16 protein-coding genes and 2 pseudogenes are annotated in these 15526 nt (G+C 69.7%); 5 read left to right on the top strand and 13 right to left on the bottom strand.

Annotation, left to right across the window (positions count from 1 at the left end; translation table 11 throughout):
- The 3 genes and pseudogenes from ASD25_RS33425 to ASD25_RS25120 form a co-directional block, all read right to left on the bottom strand.
- Nucleotides 1-122: hypothetical protein (locus ASD25_RS33425; protein WP_369816692.1), on the bottom strand; the 122-nt coding region annotated here is incomplete at its 3' end.
- Nucleotides 91-1584: pseudogene (locus ASD25_RS25115) on the bottom strand (GTP-binding protein); the annotation flags it as partial. The pseudogene ASD25_RS25115 and the gene ASD25_RS33425, both read right to left, overlap by 32 nt.
- A gap of 183 nt (nt 1585-1767) precedes the next feature.
- Nucleotides 1768-3876: an OPT family oligopeptide transporter gene (locus tag ASD25_RS25120; RefSeq protein WP_056621456.1), complete on the bottom strand. Its 2109-nt coding sequence runs from the start codon at nt 3874-3876 to the stop codon at nt 1768-1770.
- Between the two features lie 122 nt (nt 3877-3998).
- Here ASD25_RS25120 and ASD25_RS25125 point away from each other — a divergent pair, with 122 nt between their 5' ends.
- Nucleotides 3999-4451 (top strand): cytochrome c, encoded by a 453-nt coding sequence (locus ASD25_RS25125; protein WP_055826742.1) that lies wholly within the window; start codon nt 3999-4001, stop codon nt 4449-4451.
- Between the two features lie 7 nt (nt 4452-4458).
- On the opposite strand, the gene ASD25_RS25130 is transcribed toward ASD25_RS25125, so the two are convergent.
- Nucleotides 4459-5250, bottom strand: a complete 792-nt coding sequence (locus tag ASD25_RS25130) for an SDR family oxidoreductase (RefSeq protein ID WP_055826740.1) — start codon at nt 5248-5250, stop codon at nt 4459-4461.
- Nucleotides 5250-5549, bottom strand: coding sequence for a 4a-hydroxytetrahydrobiopterin dehydratase (locus ASD25_RS25135; RefSeq protein WP_055826737.1), 300 nt, complete (start codon nt 5547-5549; stop codon nt 5250-5252). The genes ASD25_RS25130 and ASD25_RS25135 overlap by 1 nt, the downstream gene beginning before the upstream one ends.
- 116 nt (nt 5550-5665) lie before the next feature.
- Between ASD25_RS25135 and ASD25_RS25140 the strand changes: the two genes are divergently transcribed.
- The 4 genes from ASD25_RS25140 to ASD25_RS25155 all read left to right on the top strand — a co-directional run bounded on the left by ASD25_RS25140 (nt 5666) and on the right by ASD25_RS25155 (nt 9309).
- Nucleotides 5666-6376 (top strand): Crp/Fnr family transcriptional regulator, encoded by a 711-nt coding sequence (locus tag ASD25_RS25140; RefSeq protein ID WP_055826734.1) that lies wholly within the window; start codon nt 5666-5668, stop codon nt 6374-6376.
- A 67-nt stretch (nt 6377-6443) separates the two neighbouring features.
- A complete protein-coding gene (locus tag ASD25_RS25145) occupies nt 6444-7235 on the top strand; it encodes a class I SAM-dependent methyltransferase (protein WP_055826732.1) in 792 nt (263 codons plus the stop codon).
- Nucleotides 7223-8821 carry a 2-polyprenylphenol 6-hydroxylase gene (gene ubiB / locus ASD25_RS25150; RefSeq protein ID WP_055826729.1) on the top strand — a complete coding sequence of 533 codons (1599 nt, stop codon included), beginning with the start codon at nt 7223-7225 and terminating at the stop codon, nt 8819-8821. The genes ASD25_RS25145 and ubiB overlap by 13 nt, the downstream gene beginning before the upstream one ends.
- 23 nt (nt 8822-8844) lie before the next feature.
- A complete protein-coding gene (locus ASD25_RS25155; RefSeq protein ID WP_055826726.1) occupies nt 8845-9309 on the top strand; it encodes a hypothetical protein in 465 nt (154 codons plus the stop codon).
- On the opposite strand, the gene arfB is transcribed toward ASD25_RS25155, so the two are convergent.
- From arfB to ASD25_RS25195, 8 genes and pseudogenes are all read right to left on the bottom strand, one after another.
- Nucleotides 9310-9714 carry an alternative ribosome rescue aminoacyl-tRNA hydrolase ArfB gene (gene arfB, locus ASD25_RS25160; protein ID WP_156376866.1) on the bottom strand — a complete coding sequence of 135 codons (405 nt, stop codon included), beginning with the start codon at nt 9712-9714 and terminating at the stop codon, nt 9310-9312.
- Nucleotides 9711-10169: a YaiI/YqxD family protein gene (locus ASD25_RS25165; RefSeq protein WP_055826720.1), complete on the bottom strand. Its 459-nt coding sequence runs from the start codon at nt 10167-10169 to the stop codon at nt 9711-9713. Before ASD25_RS25165 ends, arfB begins: the two co-directional genes overlap by 4 nt.
- A gap of 96 nt (nt 10170-10265) precedes the next feature.
- Nucleotides 10266-11621 (bottom strand): amidohydrolase family protein, encoded by a 1356-nt coding sequence (locus ASD25_RS25170; RefSeq protein ID WP_056621459.1) that lies wholly within the window; start codon nt 11619-11621, stop codon nt 10266-10268.
- Nucleotides 11621-13216: an amidohydrolase gene (locus ASD25_RS25175; protein ID WP_056621461.1), complete on the bottom strand. Its 1596-nt coding sequence runs from the start codon at nt 13214-13216 to the stop codon at nt 11621-11623. The genes ASD25_RS25170 and ASD25_RS25175 overlap by 1 nt, the downstream gene beginning before the upstream one ends.
- 83 nt (nt 13217-13299) lie before the next feature.
- A complete protein-coding gene (locus tag ASD25_RS25180; protein ID WP_055826706.1) occupies nt 13300-13578 on the bottom strand; it encodes a DUF167 family protein in 279 nt (92 codons plus the stop codon).
- A 33-nt stretch (nt 13579-13611) separates the two neighbouring features.
- Nucleotides 13612-14127 (bottom strand): DUF1993 domain-containing protein, encoded by a 516-nt coding sequence (locus ASD25_RS25185; RefSeq protein WP_055826704.1) that lies wholly within the window; start codon nt 14125-14127, stop codon nt 13612-13614.
- Nucleotides 14128-14134: 7 nt separating this feature from the next.
- Complete coding sequence (locus tag ASD25_RS25190; protein WP_055826700.1) at nt 14135-15064, bottom strand: electron transfer flavoprotein subunit alpha/FixB family protein; 930 nt, start codon at nt 15062-15064, stop codon at nt 14135-14137.
- A pseudogene (locus ASD25_RS25195) lies at nt 15064-15526 on the bottom strand (electron transfer flavoprotein subunit beta/FixA family protein); the annotation flags it as partial. The gene ASD25_RS25190 and the pseudogene ASD25_RS25195, both read right to left, overlap by 1 nt.

The raw sequence follows: 15526 nt of genomic DNA on the forward strand, positions 1-15526 counted from the left end.
ATGGCGCCCTTGTGCGGCTCATAGTGGCTGAACACGCGGTTCAGCACGCCCGAACCGCGTGTGTCGGTCAGGAACTCGCCCTGGTAGCCGATCAGCGAACGCGACGGCGACTTCAGCGTCAGGCGGGTCTATGGCGCCCTTGTGCGGCTCATAGTGGCTGAACACGCGGTTCAGCACGCCCGAACCGCGGGTGTCGGTCAGGAATTCGCCCTGGTAGCCGATCAGCGAACGCGACGGCGACTTCAGCGTCAGGCGGGTCTTGCCGGCGCCCGAGGGGCCCATGTCCTTGAGCTCGGCCTTGCGGGCCGACAGCTTCTCGATGACCACGCCGGTGTATTCGTCGTCCACGTCGATGACGACGTCCTCGATCGGCTCCAGCCGCTCGCCGTTCTCGCCGGTCTGATAGACCACGCGCGGACGGCTGATCGACAGTTCAAAGCCTTCGCGGCGCATGTTCTCGATCAGCACGCCCAGCTGCAGTTCGCCGCGGCCGGCGACCTCGAAGGCGTCCTTGCCGCCGGTCTCGGTGACGCGGATGGCGACATTGGCCTCGGCCTCCTTCAGCAGGCGGTCACGGATGACACGCGACTGGACCTTGTCGCCCTCGCGGCCGGCCAGCGGGCTGTCGTTGACCGAGACGGTCATGGAGATGGTCGGGGGATCGATCGGCTGGGCCGGCAGGGCCTCGGTCACTTCCAGGGCGCACAGGGTGTCGGCCACGGTGGCCTTGGACATGCCGGCGATGGCGACGATGTCGCCCGCCTCGGCCTCGTCGACCGGCTGGCGCTTCAGGCCGCGGAAGGCCAGCACCTTGGTGATCCGGCCCTGTTCGATGGTCTTGCCGTCGCGCGACAGGGCCTTGATCGACATGCCCGGAACGGCCTTGCCGCTCTCGATGCGGCCGGTCAGCAGGCGGCCGAGGAAGGGGTCGCTCTCGATCAGCACGTTCAGGATCTGGAACGGCTTGTCCTTATTCTCGACGACCTTGGGCTCCGGCACGTGCTTGACGATCAGTTCGAACAGGGCGTTCAGATTGTCGCTGGGCTGGTTCAGATCCATCGTCGCCCAGCCGGCCCGGCCGGAGGCGTAGATGTGCGGGAAGTCCAGCTGCTCGTCGGTGGCGCCGATGGCGGCGAACAGGTCGAAGGCGGCGTTGTGAACCTTGTCGGGATCAGCGTGGGGCCGGTCGACCTTGTTGATGCACAGGATCGGCTTGAGGCCCATCTTCAGCGCCTTGGTCAGCACAAATTTGGTCTGGGGCATGACGCCCTCTTCAGCATCGACCAGCAGGACGCAGCCGTCCACCATGCCCAGAATGCGCTCGACCTCGCCGCCGAAGTCGGCGTGGCCGGGGGTGTCGATGATGTTGATGCGGGTGTCGCCCGTCTCGCCGTGCCACAGCACCGAGGTGCATTTGGCCAGGATGGTGATCCCGCGTTCCTTTTCCTGGTCGTTGGAGTCCATCGCCCGCTCGGACTGGGCCTCATTGGCTCGGAACACGCCCGACTGGGCCAGAAGCTGGTCCACCAGCGTGGTCTTGCCGTGGTCGACGTGGGCGATGATGGCGACGTTGCGCAGATTCATTTGACTATCAGACGTGCAAGGCGGCCGGCCCGGTCGAAACGTTGGGGCGGCCGCTGGGTTCAGGCGACGGTGCGGGGAGCGCGCGCCTCTTACAGGGACGCACGCGGAAACGCCAGTGCATGACGAACACGCACCGGCGTAACGGCGGCTCTATGCCTCAGGAAAAGGGCGGCGCGAAGGCGATCAGACCTTCGCCGACTGACTCCGCACCCAGCCGTACAGCATCACCGTCAGCACTCCGAAGGCCGCGATCCCTGCCAGCATGGCCGGCCAGGCCGAGCCTTCGGGCAGCATGGCGAAGGGCGCGTCGTTGCCGGTCGAGACGATCACCCCCGCCGTCATGACCAGGAACAGGCTCTCGCCCACGATCAGGCCGGACGCCAGCAGCACGCCCATGCGGCGGCCGACATCGGCGAACCGGGTGTTCTTGATCGCCTTGTCGTAGATCCAGCCGCAGACCGCGCCGATCACCAGCATGGTGGTCACGGCGGCCGGCAGATAGAAGCCGATCCCCACGGCCAGCGGCGGCAGTTTCATCTTCCCTTTCGTCGCACCGCTGAGCACGGCGTCCAGCACGATGATGACCACGCCGATGACGGCGCCGAGGCCGATCAGGTCCCAGCGCAGGTCGCCGCCGATCACCCCGCGCGCCAGCGCCGAGATCAGCGTCGCCTGAGGAGCCGCCAGCGGTTCGTCGGCGATCCCGACCGGTCCGCCCTCGAAACCGAAGGCCTTGTTCAGCAGGTTCAGGATCAGCGGGATGACGATAGCGCCGGCGATCACGCCGACGATCAGGGCCGTCTGCTGCCGCCATGGCGTGGCGTGGACGAGTTGGCCGGTCTTGAGGTCCTGCAGGTTGTCGTTGGCGATGACGGCCACGGCGAAGACAACCGCCGTGACGATCAGGGCGAAGGCCACCACCGACGGGTCGGCCGGCAGACCGGCCAGCGCCAGCACGCCCAGCATCAACACCGAGGCGATCACCACGGCGAGGATGCCCACGCCCGACACCGGACTGTTCGACGAGCCGATCAGCCCGGCCATGTAGCCGCAGATGGCGGCCACGGCGAAGCCGATGAAGACCACATAGATCAGGCCGCCGCCGACCAGCAGGGCGGTCGAGCCCGCCAGCGTCGGATTGCCCTGGGCGAACCAGGCGAGGATGAAGCCGATCCCGATCAGGCAGGCCACCGACAGGCCGGCGACGATGTTGATCGGGATATCCTGCTCGGTCCGGTCCAGCACCTCGCCGCCCTGGCGGCGGCGATTGGCGGCGAGGGCGGAGGTCAGGCCGCCGATCAGCGGGCCGGCCAGCTTGATCAGGGTCCAGATGGCGGCCACGCCGATGACGCCGGCGCCCATGAAGCGGACTTCCCGACTCCAGACGGTGCCGGCCAGTTCCTCGGCGCCCGCCCCTGCGGGCAGGGTCGTCGCGATCGAGGGGATGCCGTTGGCCGTCAGCCAGGCGATGGTGTCCGGCGAGGTCAGGATCGGCACGGCGATACCCCAGGCGAGGATCAGGCCGAACAGCTGGGCCAGGCCGACGCTCAGGCCGATCAGGTGCCCCGCGCCCAGCAGGGCGAACTGCATGCCGAAGCCGAGGCCCGTGGCTCCGCCGCCCAGGCTCGCCGGCAGCTTGATGAACCGCGCAGCCTCGCCTGCGAACACCCGCCCCGCCACAAGCAGGGCGTAACCGGCCGATACCACGGCGCCGGTGATCACCACCCACAGCCCGGAGGCGTTCTCGCGCACGGCGCTCTCGGTCTGTTCCGCTCCGCGCGAGCCGACCGTCAGGACTTCCGCCGCGGCCACCCCTTCGGGGTAGGGCAGGCCGGCCTCGACCACGAGGGCCCGGCGCAGGGGGATGGAGAAGGTCACGCCCAGCACGCCGCCGAAGACGCAGATCAGCACMGACTCCCAGAACGGGAACTCCAGCCACCAGCCGACCATGACCAGRCCKGGCAGSACGAAGATGATCGARCTCATGGCCCCGCCGACCGAGGCCACGGTCTGGACGGTCATGTTYTCCCAGATGGTCGAGGTCTTGAACATCCGCAGGATGGCCATGGAGATGACCGCACAGATGGTCGAGGTCTTGAACATCCGCAGGATGGCCATGGAGATGACCGCCGCCGGGATGGCCGAGGCGAAGGTCAGCCCGACCTTCAGACCCAGATAGGTGTTCGCSGCGGTGAAGATCACCGCCAGGATGCAGCCCAGAACCAGGGCGCGCAGCGTCAGCTCGATACGCTTGACGCCAACTGGGGGCGCGCTCGCGGGTGTGTCGGTCATTGGGGTTCCTCTCCCTCGTTGGCCGGACCTAAGCCGGAAATGCGCCGTCCGTCGAGAGGGCGGCCGGGTCATTGACTCCGCCGGCCCGGCGACGGAGCTTCGCCCTGGCGGGAGAAACGACGATGCGGAAATCGATCACGGCGGCGGTTCTGGGCCTGTTGTGCGTGGGCGGCGCGGCCAACGCCCAGGGCGACGGCGCGGGAAGCGTCATCCAGGGCCGTCAGGGCGCGATGATGTTGTCGGGCGTGGCCATGGGCGCCATGAAATCGGCGATCGACGCCGGGCAGGCCCCGTCGACCCAGCGGTTCGCCACCCGCGCCCTGGCGCGCTGGGCCCACGCCGTGCCCGGCATGTTCCCGGCCGGCAGCGGCGCCGAGGCGGGCGTGCCCACCAAGGCGAAACCCGAGGTCTGGAGCGACCGCGCGGGCTTCGAAGCCAGGGCCGCCGACTACGCGGCCGCGGCCGACCGTCTGGCGGAACTGGCGGCCGGCGAGGACGCCGCGGCCTTCTCGGCCCAATCGGCCGTGGTGCGCCAGAGCTGCAACGCCTGCCACACCGCTTACAAGCTCGACTGAACCCGCCTCACTGGGCCAGCATGCCGCCGTCGATCTTGAACTCGGCGCCGGTGACGAATTTGCTCTCGTCGGCCGCCAGATAGAGGACGCAATACGCCACGTCGTCCGGCTCGCCGATCCGCTTCAGCGGGATGCCGCGGCTGAGGCGTTCGTGCGCCTTGGCCTCGTCGCCGCCGGCCATGGCGATGAACGGGTCGAGGATGGGCGTCTTGATGAAGACCGGATGCACCGAGTTGCAGCGCACGTTCCAGTCGCCCTTGGCGGCCTCCAGGGCGATGGTCTTGGTGTACATCCACACCGCCGCCTTGGTGGCGTTATAGGCGCCCATGCCCGGCGCCGCGGCCAGTCCCGCCACCGACGAGATGTTGACGATCGACGACGGTGCCGAGGCCCGCAGGTGCGGCATGGCGTGCTTGCAGCCCAGCATGATGGACTCGATGTTGACCGCCTGGACGCGCCGCCAATTCTCCAGGGTGTCCGTCTCGACGAATTTGAGGTCACCGCCGATGCCGGCGTTGTTGACCAGGATCGACAGCCCGCCCATGGCCGCCGCCGCCTGATCGATGACCGAGATCCATGCGGCCTCGTCGGTGACGTCGTGGGCGAAGGCGAAGGCCGCGCCCGGGACCTCGGCGTTGATGGCGTCGGCCAGGGCCCGGACGCCCGGCAGATTGACGTCGGTGACGGCGACCTTCGCGCCCTCGCGCGCCAGCATCCAGGCCATGGCCTCGCCCAGACCGCCCGCGGCGCCGGTGATCAGGGCCTGCTTGCCCGCGACCCGTCCCGCCCTGCCCGCCATCACCGGGCTCCCGCCGCGGCCGCGGTCTCGTCGATGAAGCGGGCCATGTCGACGTCCCTGGCCGTGACCCCGCCCGCGTCGTGTGTGGTCAGCAGGATTTCGACGCGGTTGTAGACATTCGACCATTCCGGATGGTGATCGACCTTGTCCGCCTTCAAGGCCACGCGGGTCATGAAGCCGAAGGCGGCGTTGAAATCGGCGAACGTCAGCGTGCGCGCGATCGCGGGCCGGTCTCCGGCGTCCTCGCGCCACAGGGGCAGGCCCTTGAGGGCTTCCGCAACGTCAATCCGGTCCGTCATGCCATCCTCCGCGTCCCCTCCGCCCTATCCCGCCAGAGGGGCTCTCACAAGCAGCGGAACGCACGGCGAAGCTTTGACGTTACCGAGCGTCGCTATTCAGGGAACGGGAGCCTGCCATGGACAATATGTGGATCGCTGCGCTGGAGCCCGCGGATCGCAGGCGGATCGAGCCGCATCTCCATGAACGCCCCTTCGCCCAGGGCCAGATGCTGTATGACGCCGGCGAGGCGGTCGAGGAGGTCTGGTTCCCGATGAGCGGCGTGGTGTCGCTGATGACGATCCTGGACGACGATCGCATGATCGAAACCGCCGCCATCGGCCGCGAGGGGCTGGTCGGCGTGACCTGCGGCCCGCTGAACGCCCGCGCCGCCAGCCGCGCCATCGCCCAGATCGACGGCGTCTCGGCCTGTTGCCCGTCCGACGTCTTCTCCGACGCGCTGGACAAGAGCGAATCCATGCGGACCGCCCTGGCCAGATTCACCGAAGGCCTGTTCGCCCAGGTGCAGCAGACCGCCGCCTGCAACGCCCAGCACCGACTGGACGAACGACTGGCCCGCTGGTTGCTGACCATCCATGATCGCACCGACGGCGACCGGTTCCGCCTGACCCAGGCCGACATCGCCGGCATGCTGGGCGTACGCCGCGCCACGGTGTCCGAGGTCGGGGCCGACCTGGAGGACAAGGGTCTGATCCGTCGCGGCCGCGGCTGGGTCGAGGTTACGGACCGGCCCGCCCTCGAAGGCGCGGCCTGCGGTTGCTACCGTGCGATGCGGGGCCTGATGAAGGACCTCGGCGTACCCCGCCCCCAGCCGGGGGCCGGCGCCTGAACCAGACGCTCTCACCGCGACCACGCGGCCCGGTGACGGCGGCGCGGCGACGCGCTAGACCGCCAGCATGACCGACACGGCCCCACCCTCAAACACGACCTCTTCCGGCAAGACCTCATCCTTCGGCTTTCGCGATGTCGATGCGAAGGAGAAGGTGCAGCTGGTGCGCGGCGTGTTCGACAGCGTGGCCTCGAACTACGACCTGATGAACGACCTGATGAGCGCGGGCGTGCACCGGCTCTGGAAGGATGCGGCGGCGGCGAAGCTGAACCCGCGTCCGGGCGAAACCATCCTCGATGTCGCGGGCGGCACCGGCGACATGGCCCGGCGCTATGCGAAGATGGCCCGGGCGGCCCAGACGCGGCGCGGCGGGGAAGACGCCTCGGTCATCGTGCTGGACTACAACGCCGAGATGATCATGGCGGGCGTGCACAAGGGCGGCGAGCCCGAGATGTCGTGGTCGGTCGGCGACGCCATGGCCCTGCCGCTGCCGGACGCCTCGGTCGACGCCTATTCGATCAGCTTCGGCATCCGCAACGTGGCCGACATCCCGCAGGCGCTGCGCGAGGCGCGGCGGGTGCTGAAGCCCGGCGGCCGGTTCCTGTGCCTGGAGTTTTCGCGGCCGACCGCCTCGGCGATCCGCACGGCCTATGACGCCTGGTCCTTTCACGCCATTCCGCGCATCGGCGGCTGGGTGGCCGGCGACCGCGACAGCTACCAGTATCTGGTCGAGAGCATCCGCCGCTTCCCGGATCAGGCGACGTTCAAATCCATGATCGAGGCCGCCGGGTTCAGCCGCGTGACGGTCGCCAATCTGGCGGGCGGCGTGGCCGCCATCCATCACGGGTGGGCGATCTGACCAGCCGGATCGATCCCGCAACCCCGCCGCCGCCGCCGGCGACCGTGCCGGTGCGCCATCCGGTCGAGGCCTGGCTGCGCCTGCTCGGCTGGGGCTGGGTGCTGATCCGGCACGACGCCCTGGCCCCGCGCGAGATCACGCACCTTCTTCCGGTCTGGGTGCGCTGGCTGGCCCATCTGCTGCACGCCTTCGCCGGCAAGGAAGGCCGCAACGGCCGTCCGGGCCAGCGTCTGGGCAAGGCCTTCGAGCATCTTGGGCCCGTGGCCATCAAACTGGGTCAGGTCCTGGCCACCCGCGCCGACATCTTCGGCGTCGAATTCGCCCGCGATCTGGGCCGCCTCAAGGACGCGCTGGAACCCTTCCCCGTCGATCAGGCGCGGCGCGAGATCGAGCGTTCGCTGGGTCGTTCCGTGGAGAGCCTGTTCACCGATTTCGGTCCTCCGGTCGCCGCGGCGTCGCTGGCCCAGGCGCATCCCGCCTGGCTGGCCGACGGCCGCAAGGTCGCGGTCAAGGTGCTGCGCCCCGGCGTCGAACGCCGCGTGGCGCAGGGGTTGGACTCCATGCGACTGGCCGCCCGCCTGGCCGTCCGTTTCGTCCCGCTGGCGCGCCGGCTGGAACCGTCCGCCTTCGTCGAGACCATCGCCCGGGCCCTGCAGCTCGAGCTGGACATGCGGCTCGAGGCCGCCGCCGCCTCCGAGCTGAAGGACATCATGGACAAGGTCCGCGCGTCCGGCGGGGGCCATATGACCGCGCCCGCCGTGGTCTGGGACGGGGTCGGCAAACGGGTGCTGACGCTCGAATGGGCGACCGGCGTGGCCATGACCGACCCGGCGGCGGCGGAACAGCCGGGACTGGACCGCAATGGTCTGGCCGACAATCTGGTGCGCGCCTTCCTGACCCAGGCGCTGGACTACGGCACCTTCCACGCCGACCTGCACGAGGGCAATCTGTTCTGCCACGCGCCGGCCGAGCTGACCGCCATCGACTTCGGCATCGTCGGCCGGCTGGGGCACGGCGAGCGCCGCTACCTCGCCGAGATTCTCTGGGGTTTCCTGAGCCGCGACTACGACCGCATCAGCCGCGTCCATTTCGAGGCGGGATACGTGCCGCCCGAACATTCGGTCGAGGCCTTCGCCCAGGCCCTGCGCGCCGTCGGCGAGCCCGTGATCGGCAAGGCGGCGTCGCAGGTGTCGATGGGCCGGTTGCTGGGCCAGCTGTTCGAGATAACCGCCCTGTTCGACATGCACCTGCGGCCCGAGCTGATCCTGCTGCAGAAGACCATGGTCTCGGTCGAGGGCGTGGCCCGGCGGCTGAATCCGGACCACGACCTGTGGGAGGCGGCGCGGCCGGTGGTCGAGCAGTGGATCCGCCGCGAACTGGGGCCCCAGGCCCAGGTCCGCGACGCCCTGGAGGAGCTGCGCGCCACGCTGAAGGCCCTGGCCCGGCTGGCGCAGAACCCGCCCCAGCCGCAGACGGTGGTCATCCGCGACACGCGCACGCCGGGCTGGATGATCGTCGGCGTCACCCTCGCCATGGCGGCGTCGGCGGCCGCCCTCGTTCTGTCGCTTTGGCCCGCCATCTTCTGAGTTCAGTTCCGGAGACGACCCCCATGAAGCCGCTTTTGATCGCCGCCGTCCTTCTGCTCGTCCCCGCCGCGGCCCAGGCCCAGGTCGCCGCAGCCGCCATTCCGAACAGTTTCGATCGTCCGGCGACGCAGCCCCGGCAGGCCGCGCCCGCCGCCGCCCCGGCAGCCGCCGCCGCGCCCGCGATGGCGACCACGCCCGCCAATCCCAAATCCGAAGAGGTCCTGCGCGAGATCATCGCGGGCGGTCAGGCCGGCGCCCTTCCCTATGCGCTGATGACCGACGACCTCGCCGCCAAGGTGCGCGAGCAGGAGGCCGCGGTGCTGCCGGTCCTGCAGGGCCTCGGCGCGATCCAGGCGCTGGACTTCGTGGGCAACCGCGAGGGCGCCGATCTGTTCGCCGTCACCTTCGCCACCGCCGCGACCCAGTGGATCATCGGCTTCGACGAGAGCGGCAAGGTCGCCGCCCTGCTGTTCCGCCCGGCGACCTGATCAGTCGTCGGCGCCGGGCCGTCCGCGCCCGCTCTTGATGGTCGACCGCTTCGCCTTGCCCTCCAGCCGCCGTTCCTTCGAGGCGCGGGTCGGTTTGGTCGGTACGCGATACACCGGCGCGATCGAGGCCTTGTCGACCAGACCCTGCAGCCGCTCGATGGCGTCGGCCCGGTTGCGTTCCTGGGTGCGATAGCGGACGGCGGTGATCAGGATCACCCCGTCCAGCGTCAGCCGGCTGCCCGCCAGCTTCATCAGCCGCGCCCGCACCGGCTCGGTCAGCGAGGGGGAGTTGCGGGCGTCGAACCGCATCTGCACCGCGGTCGAGACCTTGTTGACGTTCTGCCCGCCCGGCCCGCCGGCGCGGAAGAAGCGGAACTCCAGCTCGCTCTCCGGGATGACCATCAACGGACTACCCGCTTCGCCCGCACCACGGCCTGATCCAGCGCCTGCAGGAAGGCCGAGCGATCCTTGGGTCCGAACGGCGGCGGACCCGAGGTCGCCACCCCCATCGAACGCAGATGCTCGCCCACCATCCGCCCGGCCAGGGCCGAGCCGATGGAGTCCGGCGTGAACGGCTGACCGTTCGACTTCAACGCCTGCGCCCCGGCCTTCAGACAGCGGTCGGCCAGCGGAATGTCGGCCGTGATGACGATGTCGCCCGGCCCGGCCCGCTCGGCGATCCAGTCGTCGGCGATGTCGGGGCCCGCGTCGACCACGATCTGCTCGATCCACTTTTCGCGCGGCGTGTTGATCCAGCTGTTGGACACCACGAACACATGCAGGCCGTATCGCGCCGCCACGCGATAGACCTCGTCCTTCACCGGACAGGCGTCGGCGTCGATGAAGATGCGGGGGGTCATGAAGGTTCTAGGGGCTAGGTTCTAGGGGCTAGGTAGGCAGCAGGGCGAACTGCTCCAAGCATACTTCCCTAGAACCTAGAACCTAAAACCTGGTCCCTACCGGCCGTAGGCCGGCGGCATCGCCCCTTCGCCGCCCGTCGCATAGCGGTCGCGCAGCAGGAACTGGCGGCTGGTCGGGGCCTGTTCGGCGCCGCCGATGAAGATGGTCTCGGCGATGCTCAACGGCTCCAGCGGATCGCCGGACCAGACCACCACATCGGCCGCCGCGCCCGCGCGCAGCTCGCCGAACTGGCCGGCCATGCCGAAGATCCTGGCCGGATTGACCGTGATCGCCTCGATCGCCGCCTCGTACGGCAGGCCATGCGAAACCGCGTTGCCGGCGTTGTAGCGGGTCTCGCGGGCGCGGTGGATCGAGCCCTCGTTGCCCTTGATGGCGATGACCACCCCGGCGGCGTCCAGCACGGCCGCGTTCTGCATCCGCACGGCCCGGGTCTCGAGATTGCCGGGCAGGTTCGCGATCGGGTTGAGCAGCACGGGCGCGCCCGCCGCCACGATCTGGTCGGCGACCAGCCAGCCCTCCTCGGCGCCGTCGAGGATGACCTTCACCCCCTCCTCGCGCGCCAGCCGCAACACCTGCTGGATGTCGGCCGCGCGGTGCACGGTGACGATCAGCGGCAGGGTCCCGTTGGCGACCGGGATCAGGGCCTCCAGATCGGCCCGCGACAGGCTGAGGTCGCGCAGGCCGGCCCGGTCATAGGCGGCCTTGTTGCGCGCATAGAGACGCACCTCGGCGAGGGTTTCCTTGAACTGGGTGAACTCGGCCCCGCGCGCGCCGCCCGAGACGCCGGCGCCAGCCTCGCCGAACGGGGCGACCATGGCCACGCGCGGCTTGACGAGGATGTCGGTCCCCTGCGCCAGATGGATGATCGCCGCCTGACCCGCGAACAGGCTGGGCGCCTGCAGGCCGGCCGGGCCGACGCCCGCGAAGTCCGCATCGCCGTCGTCCCGGTGATTGCCGCCGGCGCCGCCCGGATGGCCGGGCACGACGATGGCGCGGGTGATCCCGCCCAGACGGGCGACCGGCAGGGTGAAGGACCAGGGGTCGAGGCCGTAGCTGACGTCGAACGAGGCGCTGATGGTGTTGGCGCCGTTGGTCTGGTCGTCCGACCCGCCGACCGACGAGATTTCCGAGGCCCCGAGGCCGCTGTCCACGGCSACGAAGCCGGGSGCGACCACCTTGCCGCGGGCGTCGATGACGCGCGCGCCCGACGGCGCGGCGCCGGTCCCGACCGAGACCACCCGGCCGTTCTGGATCACCACCGTCCCGTTCTCGATGACGGAGGACCCCGTGAGCACCCGCCCGCCGGTGATGGCGGTCAGGGACTGGGCGAGGGCCGGGGTGGTCAGGGCGCCGGCGCAGACGGCGCCGAGGATRAGGYTCYTGAGGCGCATCAGCGGGCTCCCTGCGGGACGTTGGCGGCGGACAGRCCGWAGCCGGGCTGGCCCAGCTCATAGTCRGACAGCGGCTGATAGGCCGGGTTCATGCGGTCGAAGCTCAGGCCGCCGTCGATGAAGACCTGRTCGGCGCGGGCGTAGACGCTGAACGGATTGGCGCCTCCAGCGATCCGGTCGGCCGGGTTCATGCGGTCGAAGCTCAGGCCGCCGTCGATGAAGACCTGGTCGGCGCGGGCGTAGACGCTGAACGGATTGGCGCTCCAGATCACGACGTCGGCGCGCTTGCCGGCCTCCAGCGATCCGGTCTGGTCGGCGATGCCCAGGGACCGGGCCGGGTTCAGGGTGATCCAGCTGATCGCCCGCTCCTCGGAGATGTTCATCCCCATGCGGCGGCCGGCGGCGAGGCCGGCGGCCGCCTCCTGGTTCAGGCGCTGGGTCAGCTCGGCGTCGTCCGAGTGGATGACGGCGCACGATCCCTGCGGCGCGTCGACCAGGGCGGCGTTGGCCTCGACCGCGTCGAGGGCCTCCATCTTGAAGCCCCACCAGCCGGTCCACATGTCGGCGCAGATGCCCTCGCGGGCCAGCAGCGGCGCGACCTTGTAGGCCTCGATGGCGTGGTGGAAGGCGGTGATGCGGTAGCCGAACTCCTTGGCGATATCGATCATCACCGCCATCTCGTCGGCGCGGTAGCAGTGGTTCTGCACCAGCACCGAGCCGTCCAGCACCCCCGCCAGGGTCTCGAGCTGAAGGTTGCGGGTCGGCGGCGAGCCCTCGCCGTCGTCACGCCACTTGTCCCACTTGGCCTTGTATTCGCGGGCCGCGATGAAGGCGGCGCGATAGCCGGCGACATTGCCCATGCCGGTGGCGGGCGAGGTGTTGCGGCCGCCGTAGACACGCGACGGGTTCTCGCCGCAGGCCATCTTCAGCCCGTAGGGCGCGCCCGGCATCTTCATGCCCTGCATGGTCACCGACGGCACATTACGCACCGTCACGCCGCGGCCGCCGAACAGGTTCGCCGAGCCGGGCAGGATCTGGAGCGTGGTCACCCCGCCGGCGCGGGCGGCGTTGAAGCCGGGATCCTGGGGCCACAGCGAATGCTCGGCCCAGACCTGGGCGGTGTTCGGATTGGTCGCCTCGTTGCCATCGCTCATGCCCTGCACGCCCGGCGAGGGATAGACGCCGAGGTGCGAGTGCACGTCGATGATGCCCGGCGTCACGAACCGCCCGCGCGCATCGACGACGCGGTGTCCGCCGGGGACCGGGGTCGAGGCGTCGCCGACCGCGGCCACCTTGCCGTCGGTGACGATGACCACGCCGTTCTCGATCTTGCGGCCCGCGCCGTCGAAGACCGTGCCGCCGACGATGGCCATGTTCTCGCGCGGCAGGCCGCGATAGGTCGAGGGGAAGGGATCGGGGTTGGCCGCATGGTCCAGCCCCCGCGCCAGAGGCTCGCGCGCCTCCTCGTCGGACGACCCGTTGGCGTCGGACGCGTCGTCGCCCCCGGTGGTGGCGCAGGCCGACAGGGCCAGAGAGCCCGCGAGCACGCAGGCGAGAACGGCGAGGCTGGAACCCCGCAAGGCGTGAAGTCTCATCGAACGCTCCCCTGATGCGCCCGCTGGCGCATGTCGGGGCGGATTACAAAAGGCTCCGGCGCGTCCCGTCAAAGCCGGAAACATTACAAACCGGTAAGGCGGGCGCGGATCTCGTCGTTGGACAGGCCCGCGATGTCGATCATCTTGGTTCGGGACTGTCCCCCGCGCTGCAGGCTCACCGCGGATTTCGGTACAGCCAGGGCCTTGGCCAACAGTCTGGCAAGGGCCTCATTGGCCTCCCCCTCGACCGGCCGGGCGCGCACCCGGACCTTGAGGACGGGCCGGCCGTCGGCGTCCACGTCCCAGCCATCGATGCGGTCGGCGGACGCGCCGGGTGTCAGGCGGACGGCGAGATTGGCCATGGCGGAGGAAGACCGGATGGGCGGTGGGCTCAGCTAGCCGAGCCCCGCAGGGAACATGTCCACCTTGCCCAGCGGCACGCCGTTGGCGCGGAGGATCGCGTAGACCATCGCCAGATGGAAGTTGATGTTGGTGGCCGCGAACACCGTCAACCATTTGGCCGCCGGGAAGGTGGGCGCCATGCCCGGCATGATTTCAAAGGTCAGGGGCACGTCGTCACGGCCGTCGAACTGCTCCGGCGTGAGGCTCGCCAGAAAGGACTGGGCCGCCTCGAGACCGGCGTCGAAGCCAGCCACATCCAGATCGGGAGCCATCCCCTCCGGCGGCTCAAGCCCGGCAGCCCGCGCCGACCAGGTCCGGCTGAAATTGGCCACCACCATCAGCTGGAAGCCCAACGGGTGCATGTCCTCCGCGAGGCGCCAACCCAGCATCTCCTGCTCGGTGACGCCGGTGCTGGCGGCATGGGCGGCGCCCTTGGCGAGCAGATGCCTGGCGGCTCCGACCGACCGGGAGAAGAGATCGACGAATGTGTAGAGGTTGGTGGCTGCCACGGGAGTCCTAGCCCAGCGCAGCCATCAACTCCGGCACCACGACCTTGTAGTCGCCGACGATCCCGTAGTCCGCGACCTGGAAGATCGGGGCGTCGGCGTCCTTGTTGATGGCGACGATGATCTTGGAGTCCTTCATCCCGGCCAGATGCTGGATGGCGCCCGAGATGCCGATGGCGATGTAGAGGGCCGGGGCCACCACCTTGCCGGTCTGGCCGACCTGGTAGTCGTTCGGCGCATAGCCGGCGTCCACGGCGGCGCGCGAGGCGCCCACGGCGGCGCCCAGCTTGTCGGCCAGCGGGTCCATGACGGCGTGGAACTCCTCGGCCGAACCGAGGGCCCGGCCGCCCGAGACGACGATCTTCGCCGCGCCCAGTTCCGGGCGGTCGGACTTGACCATCTCCTCGCTGACGAAGGCGGCCTTGCCGGCGTCCGCGCCCGCGACGGTCTCGACCGAAGCCGAGCCGCCTTCAGCGGCGGCGTCGAAGCTGGTCGGCCGCACGGTGATGACCTTCTTCGCGTCGCCCGACTGGATCGTCTCCAGCGCATTGCCGGCGTAGATGGGGCGCACGAAGGTGTCGTTCGACACGACCTCGATGATGTCCGAGATCGGCGCGACATCCAGCTTCGCCGCAATCCGGGGCATGAAATTCTTGCCGTCGGTGGTGGCCGGCGAGAGGATGGCGTCATAGCCGCCGGCCAGACCGGTCACGGTCGCCTCGACCGCCTCGGCCAACTGGTGGCCCAGGCCGGCGCTTTCGGCCAGCAGGACCTTGCGCACGCCGGCGATCTTCGCGGCGGCGTCGGCGGCGGCCTTCGAACCCTGACCGATGACCAGAACGTCCACATCGCCCGACAGCTTCAGGGCGGCGGTCACGGTCTTGTGGGTGGTGTCGCGGACGGTGTCGCCGTCGCGGTCGGCGATAACGAGAACGGCCATTACAGGACCCCCGCGGTCTTGAGTTTCGCAACCAGTTCGGCGGCGTCGGCCACCTTGATCCCGGCCGAGCGCTGCGGCGGGGCCGTGACCTTGACCACCTTCAGGCGCGGCGCCGTGTCGACGCCGTAGTCGGCGACCGCCTTGACCGCGATCTCCTTCTTCTTGGCCTTCATGATGTTGGGCAGGGAGGCGTAGCGCGGCGTGTTCAGCCGCAGGTCGACCGACACCACCGCCGGCAGGCTCGCCGCCAGGGTCTGCAGTCCGCCGTCGACTTCGCGCGTCACCGTCGCCTTGCCGTCGGCCAGAACGATCTTGCCGGCGAAGGTGGCCTGGGGCCAGTCCAGCAGGGCGGCCAGCATCTGGCCGACCGCATTGTTGTCGCCGTCGATCGACTGCTTGCCCAGCAGCACCATGTCCCCTCCTGTCGTCATCCCCCGGTCTCGCTTCGCTCGCCGGAGGATG

The sequence above is a fragment of the Brevundimonas sp. Root1423 genome, from assembly GCF_001426805.1.